At 72.8% G+C, this 16,376-nt stretch carries 13 protein-coding genes and 3 tRNA genes; 5 read left to right on the forward strand and 11 right to left on the reverse strand.

The annotated features are described in order from the left end of the window. Positions 1-9 precede the first annotated feature (9 nt). The 4 genes from IF09_RS0102250 to IF09_RS0102265 all read right to left on the reverse strand — a co-directional run bounded on the left by IF09_RS0102250 (position 10) and on the right by IF09_RS0102265 (position 5,656). Positions 10-1,932 (reverse strand): ABC transporter ATP-binding protein, encoded by a 1,923-nt coding sequence (locus tag IF09_RS0102250; protein WP_030291377.1) that lies wholly within the window; start codon positions 1,930-1,932, stop codon positions 10-12. Then, positions 1,929-3,662 (reverse strand): ABC transporter ATP-binding protein, encoded by a 1,734-nt coding sequence (locus IF09_RS0102255; protein ID WP_030291378.1) that lies wholly within the window; start codon positions 3,660-3,662, stop codon positions 1,929-1,931. The genes IF09_RS0102250 and IF09_RS0102255 overlap by 4 nt, the downstream gene beginning before the upstream one ends. A 163-nt stretch (positions 3,663-3,825) precedes the next feature. Then, positions 3,826-5,280, reverse strand: coding sequence for an FGGY family carbohydrate kinase (locus tag IF09_RS0102260; protein ID WP_030291379.1), 1,455 nt, complete (start codon positions 5,278-5,280; stop codon positions 3,826-3,828). 73 nt (positions 5,281-5,353) lie between these two features. Further along, entirely contained in the window at positions 5,354-5,656 is a 303-nt protein-coding gene (locus IF09_RS0102265) for a hypothetical protein (RefSeq protein WP_030291380.1), read from the reverse strand. Positions 5,657-5,801: 145 nt separating this feature from the next. Here IF09_RS0102265 and IF09_RS0102270 point away from each other — a divergent pair. The 3 genes from IF09_RS0102270 (at position 5,802) to IF09_RS0102280 (ending at position 6,209) form a co-directional block, all read left to right on the forward strand. Further along, positions 5,802-5,874, forward strand: a tRNA-Asn gene (locus tag IF09_RS0102270). Positions 5,875-5,879: 5 nt separating this feature from the next. Then, positions 5,880-5,952: transfer RNA gene (locus IF09_RS0102275), tRNA-Asn, on the forward strand. A gap of 183 nt (positions 5,953-6,135) precedes the next feature. Next, a tRNA-Ile gene (locus IF09_RS0102280) sits at positions 6,136-6,209 on the forward strand. 94 nt (positions 6,210-6,303) lie between these two features. On the opposite strand, the gene IF09_RS0102285 is transcribed toward IF09_RS0102280, so the two are convergent. Beyond that, positions 6,304-7,470, reverse strand: coding sequence for a carboxylate-amine ligase (locus IF09_RS0102285; protein ID WP_051832021.1), 1,167 nt, complete (start codon positions 7,468-7,470; stop codon positions 6,304-6,306). 235 nt (positions 7,471-7,705) lie between these two features. Between IF09_RS0102285 and IF09_RS0102290 the strand changes: the two genes are divergently transcribed. Beyond that, positions 7,706-8,980, forward strand: a complete 1,275-nt coding sequence (locus tag IF09_RS0102290) for an MFS transporter (RefSeq protein WP_037633768.1) — start codon at positions 7,706-7,708, stop codon at positions 8,978-8,980. Positions 8,981-9,125: 145 nt separating this feature from the next. Here the strand turns inward: IF09_RS0102290 and IF09_RS0102295 are convergent, their stop codons facing one another. From IF09_RS0102295 to IF09_RS0102310, 4 genes are all read right to left on the reverse strand, one after another. Further along, positions 9,126-9,497, reverse strand: coding sequence for a cupin domain-containing protein (locus IF09_RS0102295; protein WP_030291384.1), 372 nt, complete (start codon positions 9,495-9,497; stop codon positions 9,126-9,128). Between the two features lie 186 nt (positions 9,498-9,683). Then, on the reverse strand, positions 9,684-10,331 hold the full coding sequence (locus IF09_RS0102300; protein WP_030291385.1) for a hypothetical protein: 648 nt from the start codon (positions 10,329-10,331) through the stop codon (positions 9,684-9,686). A 47-nt stretch (positions 10,332-10,378) separates the two neighbouring features. Beyond that, positions 10,379-11,734, reverse strand: coding sequence for a carboxyl transferase domain-containing protein (locus tag IF09_RS0102305; protein WP_030291386.1), 1,356 nt, complete (start codon positions 11,732-11,734; stop codon positions 10,379-10,381). 344 nt (positions 11,735-12,078) lie between these two features. Beyond that, positions 12,079-13,191, reverse strand: coding sequence for a hypothetical protein (locus tag IF09_RS0102310; RefSeq protein WP_158709896.1), 1,113 nt, complete (start codon positions 13,189-13,191; stop codon positions 12,079-12,081). A 71-nt stretch (positions 13,192-13,262) separates the two neighbouring features. Here IF09_RS0102310 and IF09_RS0102315 point away from each other — a divergent pair, with 71 nt between their 5' ends. Continuing rightward, positions 13,263-13,703 (forward strand): Lrp/AsnC family transcriptional regulator, encoded by a 441-nt coding sequence (locus IF09_RS0102315; RefSeq protein ID WP_030291389.1) that lies wholly within the window; start codon positions 13,263-13,265, stop codon positions 13,701-13,703. Here IF09_RS0102315 and IF09_RS0102320 read toward each other — a convergent pair. Together IF09_RS0102320 and IF09_RS0102325 are read right to left on the reverse strand one after the other, a co-directional pair. Continuing rightward, positions 13,700-15,274 (reverse strand): GAF domain-containing protein, encoded by a 1,575-nt coding sequence (locus IF09_RS0102320; RefSeq protein ID WP_030291390.1) that lies wholly within the window; start codon positions 15,272-15,274, stop codon positions 13,700-13,702. The genes IF09_RS0102315 and IF09_RS0102320 overlap by 4 nt on opposite strands. After that, positions 15,271-16,308, reverse strand: coding sequence for a rod shape-determining protein (locus IF09_RS0102325; RefSeq protein ID WP_030291391.1), 1,038 nt, complete (start codon positions 16,306-16,308; stop codon positions 15,271-15,273). Before IF09_RS0102325 ends, IF09_RS0102320 begins: the two co-directional genes overlap by 4 nt. Positions 16,309-16,376 lie beyond the last annotated feature (68 nt).

Consider the following 16,376-nt stretch of genomic DNA (forward strand, 5'->3'; position numbering starts at 1 on the left):
ACGTCGACGCTAGTCGACCTCGGCCACCGCCTGCGCGAACTGCGCCGCGTACAGCCGCGCGTACGCGCCGTCCGCCTCCAGCAGTTCCTCGTGCGTGCCCTGCTCCACGATCGAGCCGTTCTCCATCACCAGGATCACGTCCGCATCGCGGATCGTGGACAGCCGGTGCGCGATCACGAAGGACGTACGGCCGTGCGCGAGGCGGGCCATCGCCTTCTGGATCAGCACCTCGGTACGGGTGTCCACCGAGCTCGTCGCCTCGTCGAGCACCAGGATCACCGGGTCCGACAGGAATGCCCGGGCAATGGTGATCAGCTGCTTCTCGCCCGCGCTGACGCCCGCGCCCTCGTCGTCCAGCACGGTGTCGTAGCCGTCCGGCAGGGTGCGGACGAACCGGTCCGCGTGGGCGGCCCGCGCCGCCTCCTCGATCTCGGCGCGCGTGACCTCGCGCGCAGCGCCGTACGCGATGTTCTCCGCGATGGTGCCGCCGAACAGCCACGTGTCCTGGAGCACCATGCCGATCCCACTGCGCAGTTCCTCGCGGGTCATCTTCGCGATGTCCACCCCGTCGAGGGCGATCTCGCCGCCCGTGACCTCGTAGAACCGCATCAACAGGTTGACCAGCGTGGTCTTGCCGGCGCCCGTCGGGCCGACGATCGCGACCGTGTGGCCGGGCTCGACGGTCAGCGACAGGTTCTCGATCAGCGGCTTGTCCGGCTCGTACCGGAAGGCCACCTTGTCGAGCGTGACCTGGCCGCGCAGCTGCTCCGGCCGCTCCGGCACCTCGGCGTCCGGCTCCTGCTCCTCCGCGTCCAGCAGCTCGTACACGCGCTCCGCCGAGGCGACACCGGACTGCACCAGGTTCGCCATCGACGCGACCTGCGTCAGCGGCATCGAGAACTGGCGCGAGTACTGGATGAAGGCCTGCACGTCACCGATCGACAGGCTGCCCGAGGCCACGCGCAGACCGCCGACGACCGCCACCAGCACGTAGTTGATGTTCGAGATGAAGAGCATCACCGGCTGCATGATCCCGCTGACCAGCTGCGCCTTGAACGAGGCCCGGTACAGCGCCTCGTTCTGCTCGGCGAAGACGGCCGCGGACTCCTTCTGCCGGCCGAAGACCTTGACCAGCGCGTGGCCCGAGTACATCTCCTCGATGTGCGCGTTGAGCGCGCCCGTGGACTTCCACTGCGCCACGAACTGCGGCTGCGACTTCTTGCCGATCTTCGCCGCGACGAAGACGGAGACCGGAATGGTCAGCAGGGCGACCAGCGCCAGCAGCGGGGAGATCCAGAGCATCATCGCCAGCACGCCGACGATCGTCAGCAGCGAGTTGAGCAGCTGACCCATCGTCTGCTGCAGCGTCTGCCCGATGTTGTCGATGTCGTTGGTGGCCCGGCTCAGCACCTCACCGCGCTTCTGCCGGTCGAAGTACGACAGCGGCAGCCGCGACAGCTTCCCCTGCAGCTCCTCGCGCATCCGGTACACGGTGCCGTTCATGATGTGGTTCGACAGGCGCGTCGCGACCAGCATCAGCAGGCCGGCGAGGGTGAAGACCACCAGCGCCCAGATCGCCACGACCCCGACGGCACCGAAGTCGATGCCCTCGCCGGGGGTGAAGTCGGTGCCGGACAGCATGTCCGCCATCCCGCCCTCGCCCTTGGCGCGCAGCCCGTCCAGCGCCTGCTGCTTGGTGATCCCGGCCGGCATCTGCCGGCCGACGAGACCCGCGAACACCAGGTCGGTGGCCTCACCGAGGATCTTCGGGCCGATGACCGAGCAGGCGACGCTGCCGACGACGGCGACGACCATGCCCCACAGCTTGGCCCGGTCGTGCGCGATCTGGCGCAGCAGCCGTTTGCCCGAGCCCTTGAAATCCAGGGACCGCTCGGCCGGCCCCATCATCATCCGTCCTCCGGGCCCGCTCATGCGGCCTCCGCCTCCGTCAGCTGGGAGAGCACGATCTCCCGGTAGGTCTCGTTGTCGGCCATCAGCTCGTGATGGCGCCCCTCGCCCACGACCTGGCCCTCGTCCAGGACGATGATCCGGTCGGCGTCGCGGATCGTGGAGACCCGCTGGGCGACGATGACCACCGTCGCGTCCTCGGTCTCGCGGGCGAGCGCCGCGCGCAGCGCCGCGTCCGTCGCGTAGTCCAGGGCCGAGAAGGAGTCGTCGAAGAGGTAGATCTCCGGGCTCTGCACCAGCGTGCGGGCGATGGCCAGGCGCTGGCGCTGGCCTCCGGAGACGTTGGTTCCGCCCTGGGTGACGGGCGCGTCCAGACCGCCCTCCAGTGCGGACACGAAGTCCTTGGCCTGCGCCACTTCCAGCGCGCGCCACAGCTCCTCGTCGGTGGCGTCGGGGCGCCCGTACCGCAGGTTGGAGGCGACGGTTCCGGAGAAGAGGTACGGCTTCTGCGGGACCATGCCCACCGTCTTGGCCAGCAGCTCCGGCTCGATGCGGCGGACGTCCTCGCCGTCGACCAGCACGTGGCCGCCGGTCGCGTCGAACAGCCGCGGCACCAGGCCCAGCAGGGTGGACTTGCCGCTGCCGGTGGAGCCGATCACCGCCGTGGTCTCGCCGGGGCGGGCCACCAGGTCCACCCCGCGCAGCACCGGCGCCTCGGCACCCGGGTAGCGGAAGTCGGCGCCGCGCAGCTCCAGCACGCCGCGGCGCAGGAGCTTGCGGATCGGCTCGGTGGGCGGGACCACGCTGGACTCGGTGTCCAGGACCTCTTGGACGCGCTCGGCGCAGACCTCGGCGCGCGGCACCATCATGAACATGAAGGTGGCCATCATCACGGACATGACGATCTGCATCAGGTAGGCCAGGAAGGCCGTCAGCTGGCCGATCTCCATGCCGCCGCTGTCGATGCGCATCGCGCCGAACCAGATGACGGCGACGCTGGAGATGTTCACGACGACGATCACGGTCGGGAACATGAGCGCGAGCAGCCTGCCGGCCGCGAGGGAGACCCCGGTCAGGTCCGCGTTGGCGTCCCGGAACCGGTCCTTCTCGTACTCGTCGCGGACGAACGCGCGGATGACGCGGTTGCCGGTGATCTGCTCGCGCAGCACCCGGTTCACGGTGTCCAGGCGGACCTGCATCTTCCGGAACAGCGGCCGCGTCTTGAAGACGATCGCGCCGACCGACAGGCCGAGGACGGGGACCACGGCCAGCAGGACGCCCGACAGCTTCACGTCGAGCGAGAGCGCCATGGCGATGCCGCCGATGCACATGATCGGCGCGGAGACCATCAGCGTGAAGGTCATCAGCACCAGCATCTGGATCTGCTGCACGTCGTTCGTCGTACGGGTGATCAGAGAGGGGGCGCCGAACTGGCCGAGCTCCCGCGCGGAGAAGCTCTGCACCCGGTCGAAGACGGACGCGCGGATGTCGCGGCCGACGGCGGCGGCGGTACGGGCGCCGAAGTAGACGGCGCCGATGTTGCACCCGAGCTGGACGAGGGAGACGCCGAGCATCAGGGCGCCGAAGCGCAGGATGTAGCCGGTGTCCCCGCTGATGACACCGTTGTCGATGATGTCCGCGTTCAGCGTGGGGAGGTAGAGGCTCGCGCTGGTCTGCAGCAGTTGCAGCAGGACCAGGAGGGCGATGGGTTTCCGGTACGGACTCAGATGGGTCCGCAGAAGTCGTATGAGCACGCGTAGGCTCCGGTCGGCAGTTCGTGGGGTTCACCCCATCTTCGGCCACCCCGGCGCCGATCCCCACCGCTTTTCGCAAAGGCCGGTCAAAAGGAGTAGACCGGCCGCCGGGCCTACTGCGACGGCAGTAGGTCCCGCGTCCGAGGGGAGGAGCGGCGCGGCCCTACCCCTGGAACGCCCCGGGGTGGATCTGCTCCCGCGTCGCGATGTACTGCTGGCGCACCGCCTGCCAGGCCGGGTACTCCTCGCCCGGTTCGAAGACCTGCGCCGCCGGGCCCGGCCACACCGGCGGGGTGTGCGGGGCCAGCGTGCCCTGCTGCACCCCGAGCGCCCAGGCCGCCTGGCGCGCCGCGCCGAGCGCCGCGTAGTCGGCCGGCGCCGGTACGACGATCTGCGTCCCGAACAGCCCGGGAGCCGCGGCCTGTACGGCGGGCAGCTCGGCCGCCGCGCCCAGCAGGAACACCCGGCGGATCTCGACCCCGCGCAGGCGCAGCACGTCGAGCGCGTCGACGAGTCCGCACAGCATGCCCTCGAACGCGGCCCGGGCCAGGTGTTCCGGCTTCATCGAGTCCCGCCGCAGCCCGGACAGCGTCCCGGCGGTGTGCGGCAGGTTGGGCGTGCGCTCACCCTCCAGGTAGGGGAGCAGTACGAGGCCGTGCGCGCCCGGCGTCGACTTCAGCGCGAGCGCGGACAGCCCCTCGAGATCGGTGCCCAGCAGTTCGGCGGTGCCGCGCAGGGCCCGTACGGCGTTGGAGGTGTTCACCACCGGCAGGTGCATGCCGCTGGCGTCGGCCAGCGAGGTGATCAGCCCGCCCGGCTCCGACAGCGCCTCGTGGTGCACGGCCATGACCGAGCCGGAGGCGCCCAGCGAGACCACCGCGTCGCCGGGCCCGAGGCCCAGCCCGAGCGCGGCGGCCATGGTCTCCCCGGTGCCGGCGGAGATCAGCAGCCCCTCAGGGGTCATGCCGGCGGCCTCGGCCGGTCCGAGCACCTCGGGCAGCAGCGCCATGTGCCCGAGCGCCAGCTCGACCAGGTCGGGGCGGTACGAACCGGTGGCCGCCGACCAGTAACCGGTGCCCGAGGCGCCGCCCCGGTCCGTGGTCCGCCGGGCGGGCCGGCCCAGCAGCTGCCAGACCAGCCAGTCGTGCGCGGACATCAGCACGGCCACCTGCCGGGCCGCCTCCGGCTCGGCGCGGGCCAGCCAGGCCAGCTTCGCCACCGGCTGCGCGGACTGCGGGACGGATCCGACGGCCTCGGCCCAGGCGTGCCGGCCGCCGAGCGCCTCGATGAGGTCGGCGGCGGCGACCTGGCCGCGCTTGTCGTTGCCCACCAGGGCCGGACGTACGAGGGCGCCCTGCTGGTCCAGGGGCAGCAGCCCGTGCTGCTGCGCGGAGACGCCTATGGCCTGGACGCCTTCGAGGAGCCCGCCGCCGGCGGCCTCGCCGAGGGAGAGCAGCCAGGCCTGGGGGTCGGTCTCGTGGGGGTGGACGCTCTCGGGATCGCCCGCGGGCTGCGGATGGGGCGCGTACCCCTGGCGCAGCACGGCACCCGTGTCGGTGTCACAGACGACGATGCGAGTGAAGGCGGAAGAACTGTCCAGCCCGGCGACTATCCCCATGCAGAGAATTCTGCCGCACGCCAGGCCGGGATCCGCCGCCCGGAGGCGACGGATCCCGGCCGGTTGCCACGGTTCAGGTGTTGCTGGTGCCCCATTCGTCCTCGGAGCCGCCGCCGGCCCGGTCGCGCAGTCCCCGTACCCGTCCGGCCAGGGAGGCCGGGACCGCGTTGCCGACCTTGTCGCCGACGGCGGCGAAGGCCTTCCCGGCGTACTCGCGGCCCGTGTGACCGGCGGACTCGGCGGCATTGCGCACCGCCGGGTTCTGCGCGATCTCGCGGGCCGATTTCTTCATCTGCTCGTAGCGCTCGCGGCCCGCGCGCGTTCCGAGCACGTACCCGAGGGCCAGTCCGACCACGAACGTGACCTTGTACCGCATGCCTGTCACCCTTCGTCGTGTGGTGCCCGGCCTGCTGGCGATACCGATTGGCGGAGCACCCCCCTGCTTGCGCTAATCTATGACTCGCAACGGGCGCTCGCCCCCCGGCAAGGCCGGAGGTGGGCTGTTCGGCGCACTGCAGCAATCCCCTGTAGCTCAATTGGCAGAGCAGCCGGCTGTTAACCGGCAGGTTACTGGTTCGAGTCCAGTCGGGGGAGCGCAGTCCCCTGTAGCTCAATTGGCAGAGCAGCCGGCTGTTAACCGGCAGGTTACTGGTTCGAGTCCAGTCGGGGGAGCGTGAAAGAAGAGGACCTCACGCGGGTCCTCTTTCTTTTTGCCCTGGTTCTGGAACCGGGCAGCCCTCAGAACGGTCTCCCTCAGGAGCGAAGCCGATCATGCGAGGCATCCGAGGCAGGAGATCGTATGAGCGGCTATGCTGCGGCAGACGGCGCGCACACATGTACGCGCCACGCCGTGAAGGGGCGGTAGCTCAGCCGGTTAGAGCAGCGGACTCATAATCCGTCGGCCGTGGGTTCGAGTCCCACCCGCCCCACTGCGAGCCGCAGGCGAAGAAACGTTCTCGCCTGCGGCTTTGGCGTATCCGGGGGTGTCCGGGTCCTCCCGGGATCATCCCCGGGTCTCCGGGGCTAGAAGTTCTCCGTTTCGTCCGCCAAGTGGCGCAGTACGTCGTTCAGGTCCTGGCGGCGGGCGAACGCCGCGCGTTGGCGGTGGGCGCCCGAGCCGTCGCGCAAGAGGCCTGCCAGGGTCTTGGCCGCGTGGTCGAGCTCGCCCGACGCCGCCAGTTCCGGGGCGACCAGGTCCAGCAGGGCCTCCGCCAGGTCCGCCGCCGGGAGTTCGGCCCCCGTGTACGGGTCGAGGCCGAAGCCCTCCAGCCCGTCGTGCGCCGCCCGCCAGCGCGCGAGGCGCAGCACGTCGTCCCGCAGCGCCGGTTCGGGACGCTGCTCCGCGATGTCCCGCAGGATGGTCGCCACCAGGGCGCGGACCAGCTCGGCCTGGAGGATCGCCGTGTCGATGTCCGGGGACATGTCGGGCGCCCGGATCTCGAGCGTCGGCCAGTGCCCGGACGGGCGGAGGTCCCAATAGACCATCTTCGTGTCCAGGGCCGCCCCGGAGCCGAGCAGGCTCTGCACCGAGCGCCGGAAGTGGGCCGTGGACGTGAAGTGCGGGGGCAGGCCCGCCGAGGGCCAGCCCGACCAGGCCATCGCCCGCCAGCTGGCGTGACCGGTGTCACGGCCGCCCCAGAACGGCGAGTTGGCGGCCAGTGCGATCAGCGTGGGCAGCCATGGTCTGACCCGGTTCGAGACCGCCACCGCCGTGTCCACGTCGAGGGTGCCGATGTGGATGTGGCGGCCGCAGCTGACGAGGGTGTCGGTGAGCGCGCCGAAGCGGCGGTGCTGCTCGCGCTGGCGCGGCTCGTCGTCGGTCAGGTGCAGCGGCCCTTCCACGGCCACGACCGGCGAGGGCGCGGCCAGCAGCCGGCAGCCGTGGGCGCGGGCCGCCCGGGCGAGGGTGCGCCGCAGGATGGCGAGCTCCTCGCGCAGCATGGGCGCCGAGTCGGCGACCGGAGTGGCGATCTCCACCTGGTAGCGGGTGCCCTCTGGATGCACTTCGTGGGGCAGACCCGCGGCGGTGGCCAGGACGAGCGGGGCGGCCGGGACCACCCGGAAGGTGCGGGCGTCGACGAGGAGGAACTCCTCCTCGACGCCGACGGTCAGCGGGGCGGTGAGAGGGGACGCGTGGACGCCGTTGTCCGCGCTTCCGGTGCTCGTGGTGCTGTTGCCAGGTTCGATCACTACGCCTCCCTGGACATACGAGTCTTTTCATCATGAGCCGAACATGAGGCGACGAGCGCACGCCGATTCAGTCAAATGTCCTGTGACAGTGGCGAGTTACCGGCAAGGAGCGGCCCGGCCTGAGACCGCGGATCCGGATGGGGCGACTGGTGCGCGTGAGCGCGGGCCGGATGTATACGGGCTTCCGGCCCGTTCATGCCTGGGGTCGCCGAACGGCCGCCGGTTATCATCCGCTGTGACCGGTACGAGCACCCCCACACCCCCACCCACCCGCCGCGCGACGCGGATATTCGCGGACCTGACCCCGCTGCGCACGTCCGCGGACTACCGGCGGCTGTGGGTCGGCGGCACCATCTCCTGGATGGGCCAGGCGATGACCGCCCTCGCCATCTCGCTCCAGGTCTACGACATCACCCGGTCCAGCTTCTCGGTCGGGCTCGTCGGACTCTTCTCCCTCGTCCCGCTCGTCGTCTTCGGGCTCTACGGCGGCGCCATCGCCGACACCGTGGACCGGCGCAAGCTCGGCCTCTACAGCTCCCTCGGCCTCACGGCCCTGTCGATCGCGCTGGCCGGAGCCGCGGTGCTCGGCTACCACCGGGTCTGGCTGCTGTACACGGTCGTCGCGCTCCAGGCGGTCTGCGGCGCCCTCAACGGGCCCGCCCGGTCCGCGATGATCCCGCGGCTGCTTCCGGCCGAGCAGCTGCCCGCCGCCAACGCGCTGAACTCGGTGACCATGACCTCCGGGACGATGATCGGCCCGGTGCTCGGCGGGCTCATCGTCGGCTGGTGGGGCTACCAGGCCGCGTACCTGATCGACGCCGTCACGTTCTGCGCCGCCCTCTACGCGGTGTGGCGGCTGCCCGCGATGCTGCCCGAGCGGGAGGGCGGCAAGCGGGGGCGGGCCTCGGTCCTGGACGGACTGCGCTTCCTCGGCACGCGGCCGAACATCCGGATGACGTTCTTCTCCGACATGGCCGCCATGGTGCTGGCCCAGCCGAAGGCGCTGTTCCCCGCCATCGCCGTGCTCTGGTACGGCGGCGACGCCAAGACCGTCGGCCTGCTGGTGGCCGCGCCGGCCGTCGGGGCGCTGCTGGGCGGGCTGTTCTCCGGATGGCAGGGCCGGATCCGGCGGCACGGGCTGGCGATCCTGCTCTCCGTGGCCGCCTGGGGGCTGGCCATCGCAGTGTTCGGACTCACCCGGAACCTGTGGCTCGGGCTGTTCTTCCTGGCCCTGGCCGGCTGGGCCGACACCATCTCCATGGTGTTCCGGTCCACGATGATGCAGGCCGCGACCCCGGACGAGATGCGCGGCCGCCTGCAGGGCGTGTTCATCGTGGTCGTCGCGGGCGGGCCCCGGCTCGGGGACTTCCTCGCCGGGACCGTCGCGGACCGGACCTCCCCGGCCACGGCGATCACGGGCGGCGGGCTGGGGTGCGTGCTGGTGCTGCTCCTGCTGGCCCTGCGCTGGCGCGGGTTCGCCCGGTACGACGCGAGGTCGCCGCAGGCGTGATGCGCGAGGGGTGATGCGAGAGGTGTGATGCGTGAGGGGTGACGCCTGAACCTGACGCCCGAGCCTGACGCCTGACGCCTGACGCCTGACGCCTGACGCCTGACGCCTGACGCCTGACGCCTGAGGCGTCAGGCTCGGGGCGAGCTCAGGCGTCGACCGGCTCCCGCGTGCGCTCGCCGCCCGCATCGCCCGTGTTGGCCGTGCCGGCCGGCTCGAACAGCAGGACCGAGACCTCTTCGTCCGCAGCGGGGCAGTGCTCGACCCCGCGCGGGACGACGTACAGCTCGCCGGGGCCGACGACCACGTCCCCGTCGCGGAGGCGGATCGTGAGGGTCCCGCTGACGACGAGGAACAGCTCGTCGGTGTCCTCGTGGGTGTGCCACACGAACTCGCCCTGGAGCTTGGCGGCCTTGACCTCGTAGTCGTTGATCCGGGCGATGCGGCGGGGGGCCCACTGCTCGTCGAACGCGGACAGCTTCCGCGCGATGTTCACGGGGTCCTTCGGATGCGTTGTCATGAGGAGAGGCTGCCCGAGGAGGGCGGGACCGTCCCGTACGTTCCGGGCATGGCCGCGATCCGCCGCGCAGCACCGTCTCCGCCTGGCAGCCGGCGGTTGCCCGTATCGCCGAAGTCTTCCCGGCCGAGGGCCTCGAGGCGGAATCGCGGCCGGCCTTCGTCCGGGAGCGGGTGAACGTTCAGGGCGCTACGCCGGTTCCAGGAGTACGGCCGGAAGCGTGCCCGTCACGATCTCGTCCCGGGGCAGCGAGAGGCCGAAGTGGCGCTCCACGACCCCCAGGGCGGTGCGGTGGACGTCCCTGCGGCCCGCGGCTTCGTCCGGAAGGCCCGCGGCGGTCAGCTCGGCCTGCACACGGGCGGCCACCTCGGGCTCGCCGACGACACCGTCGTAGCCCCAGGAGCCGTCCAGGTACAGGTTGAAGGCGCTCAGTACGACCTCGTCGCGGACGTAGGAGAACTGCGGCGGGACCGGCTTGCCGTTCTCCTCCTCGAACTCCAGGCGGCAGACGTCCACGCCGCCGCGGGAGAGCGGCGGCAGGCCGCCGAACTCGCCCATCCAGCCCCCGTACGCGACCGTGAACGACCAGTCGCCGCACCGGCCGTGGCGCAGGCCGATGGCGTCCCACTCGCTCCCGTATGTGTCGGCCATGAGCTCGAGAAGGCCGTCACCGGTGAGGTCCCCGACCGGTATGGCCGTGTGCTCGGGGCCGAGCACGGTCTGCGTGAGCCGCCCGACGAGTTCCTCCGGGGTGAGCCCGCGGGCCATCACCACGCTGTATCCGCCGTAGGCGATCGAACGGGGGGCCGCCGCCAGCCAGGTCGTTCCGTCGCTCATGAAGGCATCCTGGCCGACGCCTCTGACAACGGACGGGGGCGGTTCGCTCAGGCGGTCCCGGCCACGGGCCCGACGACGCCGCGTGCGACGCCGAGGCCGACCAGGTCCTGCGGGCGGATGCGGAGCTGGTCCGCCGTGGACGGCGCCTCGGACGGGGGGCGCTTGAGGATGGCCGCCGCCAGTTCGGGGGCGATCACCGAGAAGTAGCTGTCCGGGGTGACCCAGGTGTTCCCCGGCGCGGCCAGCGCGAGGGCGCCGCCCGAGCCCCCCTCGCCGATCAGGAGGGTGGTCACCGGGACCCCGGCCGCCGCGACCGCCGCGAAGGTGTCCGCGATGGCGGCTCCGGCGCCCGCCTGTTCCGCCGCGGCGTCGTTGGCCGCGCCGGGGGTGTCCACCAGGGTGAGTACGGGGATGCCGAGGCGGTCCGCGAGGCGGATCACGCGGGCGGCCGTACGGTAGCCCGCCGGGCGGGTCGCCGTGCCGCACTGGGCGGCGTACGCGACGGCCCGCCCCTCCCGCAGCCCGAATCCGCACAGCATCCCGGGGTCCGTGCCTCCCGCCCGGTCCCCGGAAAGGGGGAGGCGGAGCGCGAAGTACGCGTCCAGGTACGCCTCGGCGCGCGGCCGGTCCGGGTGGCGGGCCTGCCGTACGGCGTCCCAGCCGCCGGCCGGGGGCGGTACGTCCGACAGCGCCGCCGGGGGTTCGACCGGCTGGGCGGAGCGGGGCGAGGCCAGCAGGCGGAGCCAGTCGGCGAGGGTCGCGGGCAGCTCGGCGGCAGGGACGACCGCGTCGACGTGCCCGGCGGCGTACTGGCCCTCGGCGGTGTACGCCGCCGGGTGCGCGTCCGCCGGCCGGACCCGGGAGCCCGCGAAGCCGATCTGCGCACCCGGGAGCGCGAGCACCACGTCCGCCCCGGCGCCGAGCGTGGCCCAGCCGCCGCCGGTGGTGGGATCCCGGAGGACGGCGATCTGCGGGAGCCCGGCGGCGCGGGTCAGGACGGACTGGCGGGCCACGCGCTGGAGTTGGGTCAGCGCGAGCATGCCCTCCTGCATGCGGGAGCCGCCGGTGGCGATCAGGGACACGAGGGGGAGGCGGTGTTCGCGAGCGTGGGTGTACGCGGCTTCGAGCCGGTCTCCGGTGCGTTCGCCGAGGGAACCGCCGAGGAAGCCGAACTCGAAGGAGATCACGGTGGCTTGGCGGCCCCCGATGAGGGCGGTCCCGGTGACGACGGACTCCCCTTCGCCGGTCCGCGCGGCGGCGCGGGCGCGGGAGTCGTCGTAGCCGGCCCAGGTGAGGGGGCCGTCGGGGGCCGAGTCCCGGTGGGGGGCGGAAAGTTCGGCGAAGCTGCCGGGGTCGGTCACGGAGGCGATGGCTGCGCGGGCCGAGAGGCGGGTCGTCGTCACGGAATCACCCTAGGGGGTGGGGATCGGGCGGGGCGGGCTGAGTTGGTCGGGGCGGTCCGGTCGCGCGGGGCCGGCCCCGTCGGGCGGGTTTCACCTCGGGCGGGCCGGTCACGCCCGGCGGGCCGGTCGCGTCGGTGGGGCGGCCCGGTCGGTGGGGCGGCCCGGTCGGGACGGGCGGTCTCGTTGCCCGGGGCCGGTCCCGTCGGGCGGGTCGGTTTCACCTCCGGCGGGCCGGTCGCGTCGATGGGGCGGCCCGGCCGGCGGGGCGGCCCGGTCGGGGCGGGCGGTCTCGTTGCGCGGGGCCGGTCCCGTCGGGCGGGGTCGGTCACCTCCGGCGGGGCCGGTCATGTCGGGTGGGGGAGGGGAAGGGCGATCTTCAGGGCGTAGGCCGCGACGAGGCCGTAGCCGAGGCGGAAGGTCCAGGCGCGGGCGGCGGGGGAGATCTTGCGGCCGGCGAAGGCGCCGAGGGCGACGAGGGTCTGCTGCCAGAGGAGCGAGGCGGCGGCGACTCCGGTGAGGAAGGCGGCGGCGGTGACGGGGGTGGTGAGGGTGGAGGCCTGGGCGGTGGTGAGGGCGGCGAAGTAGAGGGCAGTGGTCGGGTTGACGGCGGTAAGCCCGACGAACCGTCCGAACGCCCTGACGGCCCCGGCCTGTCCCCCGGCCCCGAGTCCCGCCCCGGGCCCGGCCCCAGCGTCTGGTTCGGCCCCGGGATCGGCCCCGGCTTCGTGCTCGAGCCCGGTCCCGGTCCCTTCCCCGGTCCCGGTCCCTTCCCCGGTCCCGGCCCCGGCCCCGGCCCCGGTCCCGGCCCCGGTCCTGGGCCCCGTCACGGCTCCGGCCAAGGGCTCCAGTGCGGGCCGGAGGTCAGGCCGGTTGGTGGGTTCGGGCCCTGCGGGCGGCAGTTCCCCACCCCGCCCCTTCCCGAAACCGGGGCTCCGCCCCGGACCCCGCGCCTCAAACGCCGGCGAGGCTGAAAGATCGGGGCTGCGCCCGGCGCCGGGTGCCTGAAGCGGCGACGGGTCCGAAAGATCGGGGCTGCGCCCGGCGCCGGGTGCCTGAAGCGGCGACGGGTCCGAAAGATCGAGGCTGCGCCCCGCGCCGGACGCCTGAAGCGGCGACGGGTTCGAGAGGCCGGGACCGTGCCCCGGGACCCGTGCCGTGGGCGGCGGGGCCGTGGAGTCGTGGATGCCGTGGGCGGCCATCGCCAGGAGGATGGCCGCCGAGGTCAGGCGGATCCAGGCCTCGATCGGGGTGAGGTGGGAGGCCACCCAGGGGCCCAGCGCGGTGGCCAGGGCCGCGTAGGCGAGGTCGACCGTGGCGATGCCCGCCGCCGCGGCCATCGCCGTGCGGCGGCTCCGCATCGCCTCCTGGAGCAGCAGCACGCTCATCGCACCCATCGGCATCGCCACGCCCAGGCCCGCGACCGCGCCCGACACAGCGGGGGAGAGGAATTCGCTCATGGAACGGGAGGGTGAGGGGCGGGGGCATCCGCGCAGCGGCGTATATCGGCCCGGACTGCGAGAATCGCGGTATGGACCGCCTCGACAGGGAAATCCTCGGCATCCTGCAGCAGGATGCGCGGATCTCGTACCGCGACCTCGGCGTCCGCGTCGGGCTCAGTGCCAACGCCACCGCCGACCGGGTGCGCCGGATGCGGCGGGACGGGGTGATCCGCGGGTTCACCGTCATCGTGGATCCGGCCGCCGACACCCGGGGCGGGCTCGTCGTCTTCATCGATCTGAGCCTGCGGCAGGACACCACCAACGAGGAGTTCGAGGAGCGGGTCGTCACGCTGCCCGGGATCACCGAGGTCGTGCACGTGACGGGGGAGTACGACTACCTCGTACGGGCCCGGGCCGCCGATCCCGCCGCGCTCGACGCGCTGCTGCGCCGGCTCAAGCGGGAGGCCGGCGTGGCGCAGTCCAGTACCCGCATCGCCCTCAAGGGCGCCCACAGGTCCGACACCCCCTAGAGCTCCGACTCCCAGTTCAGCGTCGTCCCCCGCGTGCCCGACTCCGTGCGGCCGTCGTCCGTGACGGTCAGGCGGGCGCGGGCCGGGGTGGCGTCCACCTCGACCTCGATCGACGTGACCTCCGCGCGGCGGTGGGCCGCGGCCAGGGCGCCGCGCAGGGCGGAGAGGAGGTCGCCGGCCACCGGCTCCCGGATCAGGGCGTCCACCGCGCCCGCGAAGTGCACCGACGGCTGGAAGCCCAGCAGGACGGCCGCCCCGCCCGTCTCGCGCAGGACCCGGCCCCGGAACGTCGTCGGGGCGTCCGTCGGCGGCTGCTGGAGGGCGAAGATGGCGGTGCGGACCTCCTGGATGGTGGAGTCGAGCTCGTCCACCGCCCGGCCGAGTTCGTCGCCCACCGTGTCCCCGGACGGCGCGGCCGCCGACCGCTTCTTCGTGCTCTCCAGCATCATCTCCGTCGCGAACAGCCGCTGGACCACCAGATCGTGCAGGTCCCGCGCGATCCGGTCGCGGTCCTCGTAGACCGCCAGCTGCTCCCGGTCGTGCTGCGCGTCCGCCAGGACGAGGGCCAGCGCGGCCTGGGAGGCGAACTGCGAGGCCAGCAGCCGGTCCACGGCGTCGTACGGGCGCCCGCCCCGGGCGCGCGGCAGGGCGAGGGTGCCGATCAGCTGGCCGCCGCTCTGGAGGGGGAGCATCATGCTCGGGCCGAAGCGTTCCCGGACGTGTGTGGTCATCCGGGGATCGGTGGAGGAGTCCTCTATGAAGACCGGTTCGCCGCCCAGGAGCTGTTCCAGGACCGGCGAACCGGGGGCGATCGCCGTCCCGACCAGGTCCCCGGGGTCCGCGTGCGTGGAGGCGGCCACGATCTCCATGCCGCCCTCCGGCGTCGGCTGGAGGACCACCCCGGCCGCCGCGTCCGCGAGCAGGCGGGCCCGTTCGGCCACGCACATCAGCGCGTCCATGGCCGGCCGGCCCGCCAGCAGCGTCGTGGTGACGGCGGCGGCGCCCTCGATCCAGCGTTCCCGGCGGCGCGCCGTCTCGAACAGCCGGGCGTTGCCGATCGCTATCCCCGCCTGCGAGGCCAGGACGCGTACGAGGGCGAGGTCCTCCTCGGTGAACGGGCCGCCGCCCGCCTTCTCGGTGAGGTAGAGGTTGCCGAAGACCTCGTTGTGGACCCGGATCGGGACGCCCAGGAAGCTGTGCATGGGGGGATGGCCCGGCGGGAACCCCGCCGAACGCGGATCCTTCGTCAGGTCCTCCAGCATCAGCGGCCGCGGATCGGTGATCAGCGCGCCGATCAGGCCCGAACGCCCGTCGGGCAGGCGGGGGATCGCGGCGCGCTCTGCCTCGCTCAGCCCGGCCGTGTACAGCTCGGTCAGCAGGAGGCGCTCGGGGTCGACGACCCCGAGCGCTCCGTACCGCGCCGTGCACAGCTCGGTCGCCGAGTCCACGATGTGCTGGAGGGTGGACTGCAGCTCCAGTTCGGAGCCGACGCCGAGCACCGCCTCCAGGAGTACGGGCAGAGTGGCCCGTACTCCTGGGGGAGCGGCCGGCTCTGGCGCTGCGTCCGTCATTCGGCCAGCGGGTTGAGGACCATCGGGGCGATCTTCCCTTCGAGCATCATGCCGAGACCGAGCACGGCGCACACGTCCGGCCGTTCCGCGATGGCGACGGGCATGCCGGTGGCATCGCGCAGCATCTGGTCCAGGCCCGGCAGCAGGGCGCTGCCTCCCACCATCATGATCCCCCGGTCCGTCAGGTCGGCGACCAGGTCCGGCGGGCAGTCCCGCAGCACCTTGCCGATGCCGTCGAGCACGGCGGTCAGCGGGGTGTGGATGGCGTCCCGTACGGCGGCGGTGTCGACGTGGACCGAGCGGGCCAGTCCGGTGGCCACGTCACGGCCGTGGATGAGGGTGGAGGTGGGGCCCCCGCCGGTGATGTCGGCGCCGTGCAGGGCGACCTGGAGCGGGCGGACGGCCTGGCTGGGCAGCATCAGCTCGTGCGCGTGGCGCAGGTGCTGGACGACGGCGTGGTCGATGGCCTCGCCGCCGACCGGGATCCGCTGGGCGGTGACGATCGAGCCGAGGGAGAGGACGGCGATCTGGGTGGCGGCGGCCCCGCACACCATGATCATCGTCGCGGTCGGCTGCTCCACGGGCAGGCCGCAGCCGACGGCCGCCGCGATCAGGGTGTCGACGAGTTCGACGCGCCGGGCCCCGAGCCCGACCATCGTCTCCACGGCGGCCCGCTGGGCGAGCGGGTCGGCGTCGTGCGGGGTGCAGGCGGCGGCCCGCAGCCGGGGCTTGCGGCGCAGGGCGCGCCGCAGCTTCTCGCCGAGCAGGTGGCGCAGCATCCGCTGGGCCATCTCGATGTCGACGACGGTGCCGCCGGAGACGGGGCGTACGACCCGGATGTAGTCGGGCGTGCGGCCCGTCATCCGTTCGGCGAAGGTCCCGACCGCGATGAGTGCACCGGTGCGGGTGTTCACGGCGGCGACGCTGGGCTCGTCGACGACCAGGCCGGCGCCCTTGACGTACACGCGGGTCCTGGCGGCTCCCAGGTCGACGGCGACGTGGCAGCGGCGCAACTGCTCAAGACTGACGGTCACGGCAGATCCTCCCGAGAGCGCTGACGCAAGAAGACCGGCGGCTGCCGGTTGCACTTCATATCTTCTCG

Origin of the sequence: Streptomyces katrae, from assembly GCF_000717655.1 — a bacterium.
Taxonomy (GTDB): Bacteria; Actinomycetota; Actinomycetes; order Streptomycetales; family Streptomycetaceae; genus Streptomyces; species Streptomyces katrae_B.

What these genes read in the sequence shown, in the direction of transcription:
- IF09_RS0102265 (WP_030291380.1), bottom strand. Translation starts at nt 5,656, where the DNA reads ATGCGGTACAAGGTCACGTTCGTGGTCGGACTGGCCCTCGGGTACGTG.
- IF09_RS0102315 (WP_030291389.1), top strand. Translation starts at nt 13,263, where the DNA reads ATGGACCGCCTCGACAGGGAAATCCTCGGCATCCTGCAGCAGGATGCG.
- IF09_RS0102250 (WP_030291377.1), bottom strand. Translation starts at nt 1,932, where the DNA reads ATGAGCGGGCCCGGAGGACGGATGATGATGGGGCCGGCCGAGCGGTCC.
- IF09_RS0102310 (WP_158709896.1), bottom strand. Translation starts at nt 13,191, where the DNA reads ATGAGCGAATTCCTCTCCCCCGCTGTGTCGGGCGCGGTCGCGGGCCTG.
- IF09_RS0102320 (WP_030291390.1), bottom strand. Translation starts at nt 15,274, where the DNA reads ATGACGGACGCAGCGCCAGAGCCGGCCGCTCCCCCAGGAGTACGGGCC.
- IF09_RS0102295 (WP_030291384.1), bottom strand. Translation starts at nt 9,497, where the DNA reads ATGACAACGCATCCGAAGGACCCCGTGAACATCGCGCGGAAGCTGTCC.
- IF09_RS0102260 (WP_030291379.1), bottom strand. Translation starts at nt 5,280, where the DNA reads ATGGGGATAGTCGCCGGGCTGGACAGTTCTTCCGCCTTCACTCGCATC.
- IF09_RS0102300 (WP_030291385.1), bottom strand. Translation starts at nt 10,331, where the DNA reads ATGAGCGACGGAACGACCTGGCTGGCGGCGGCCCCCCGTTCGATCGCC.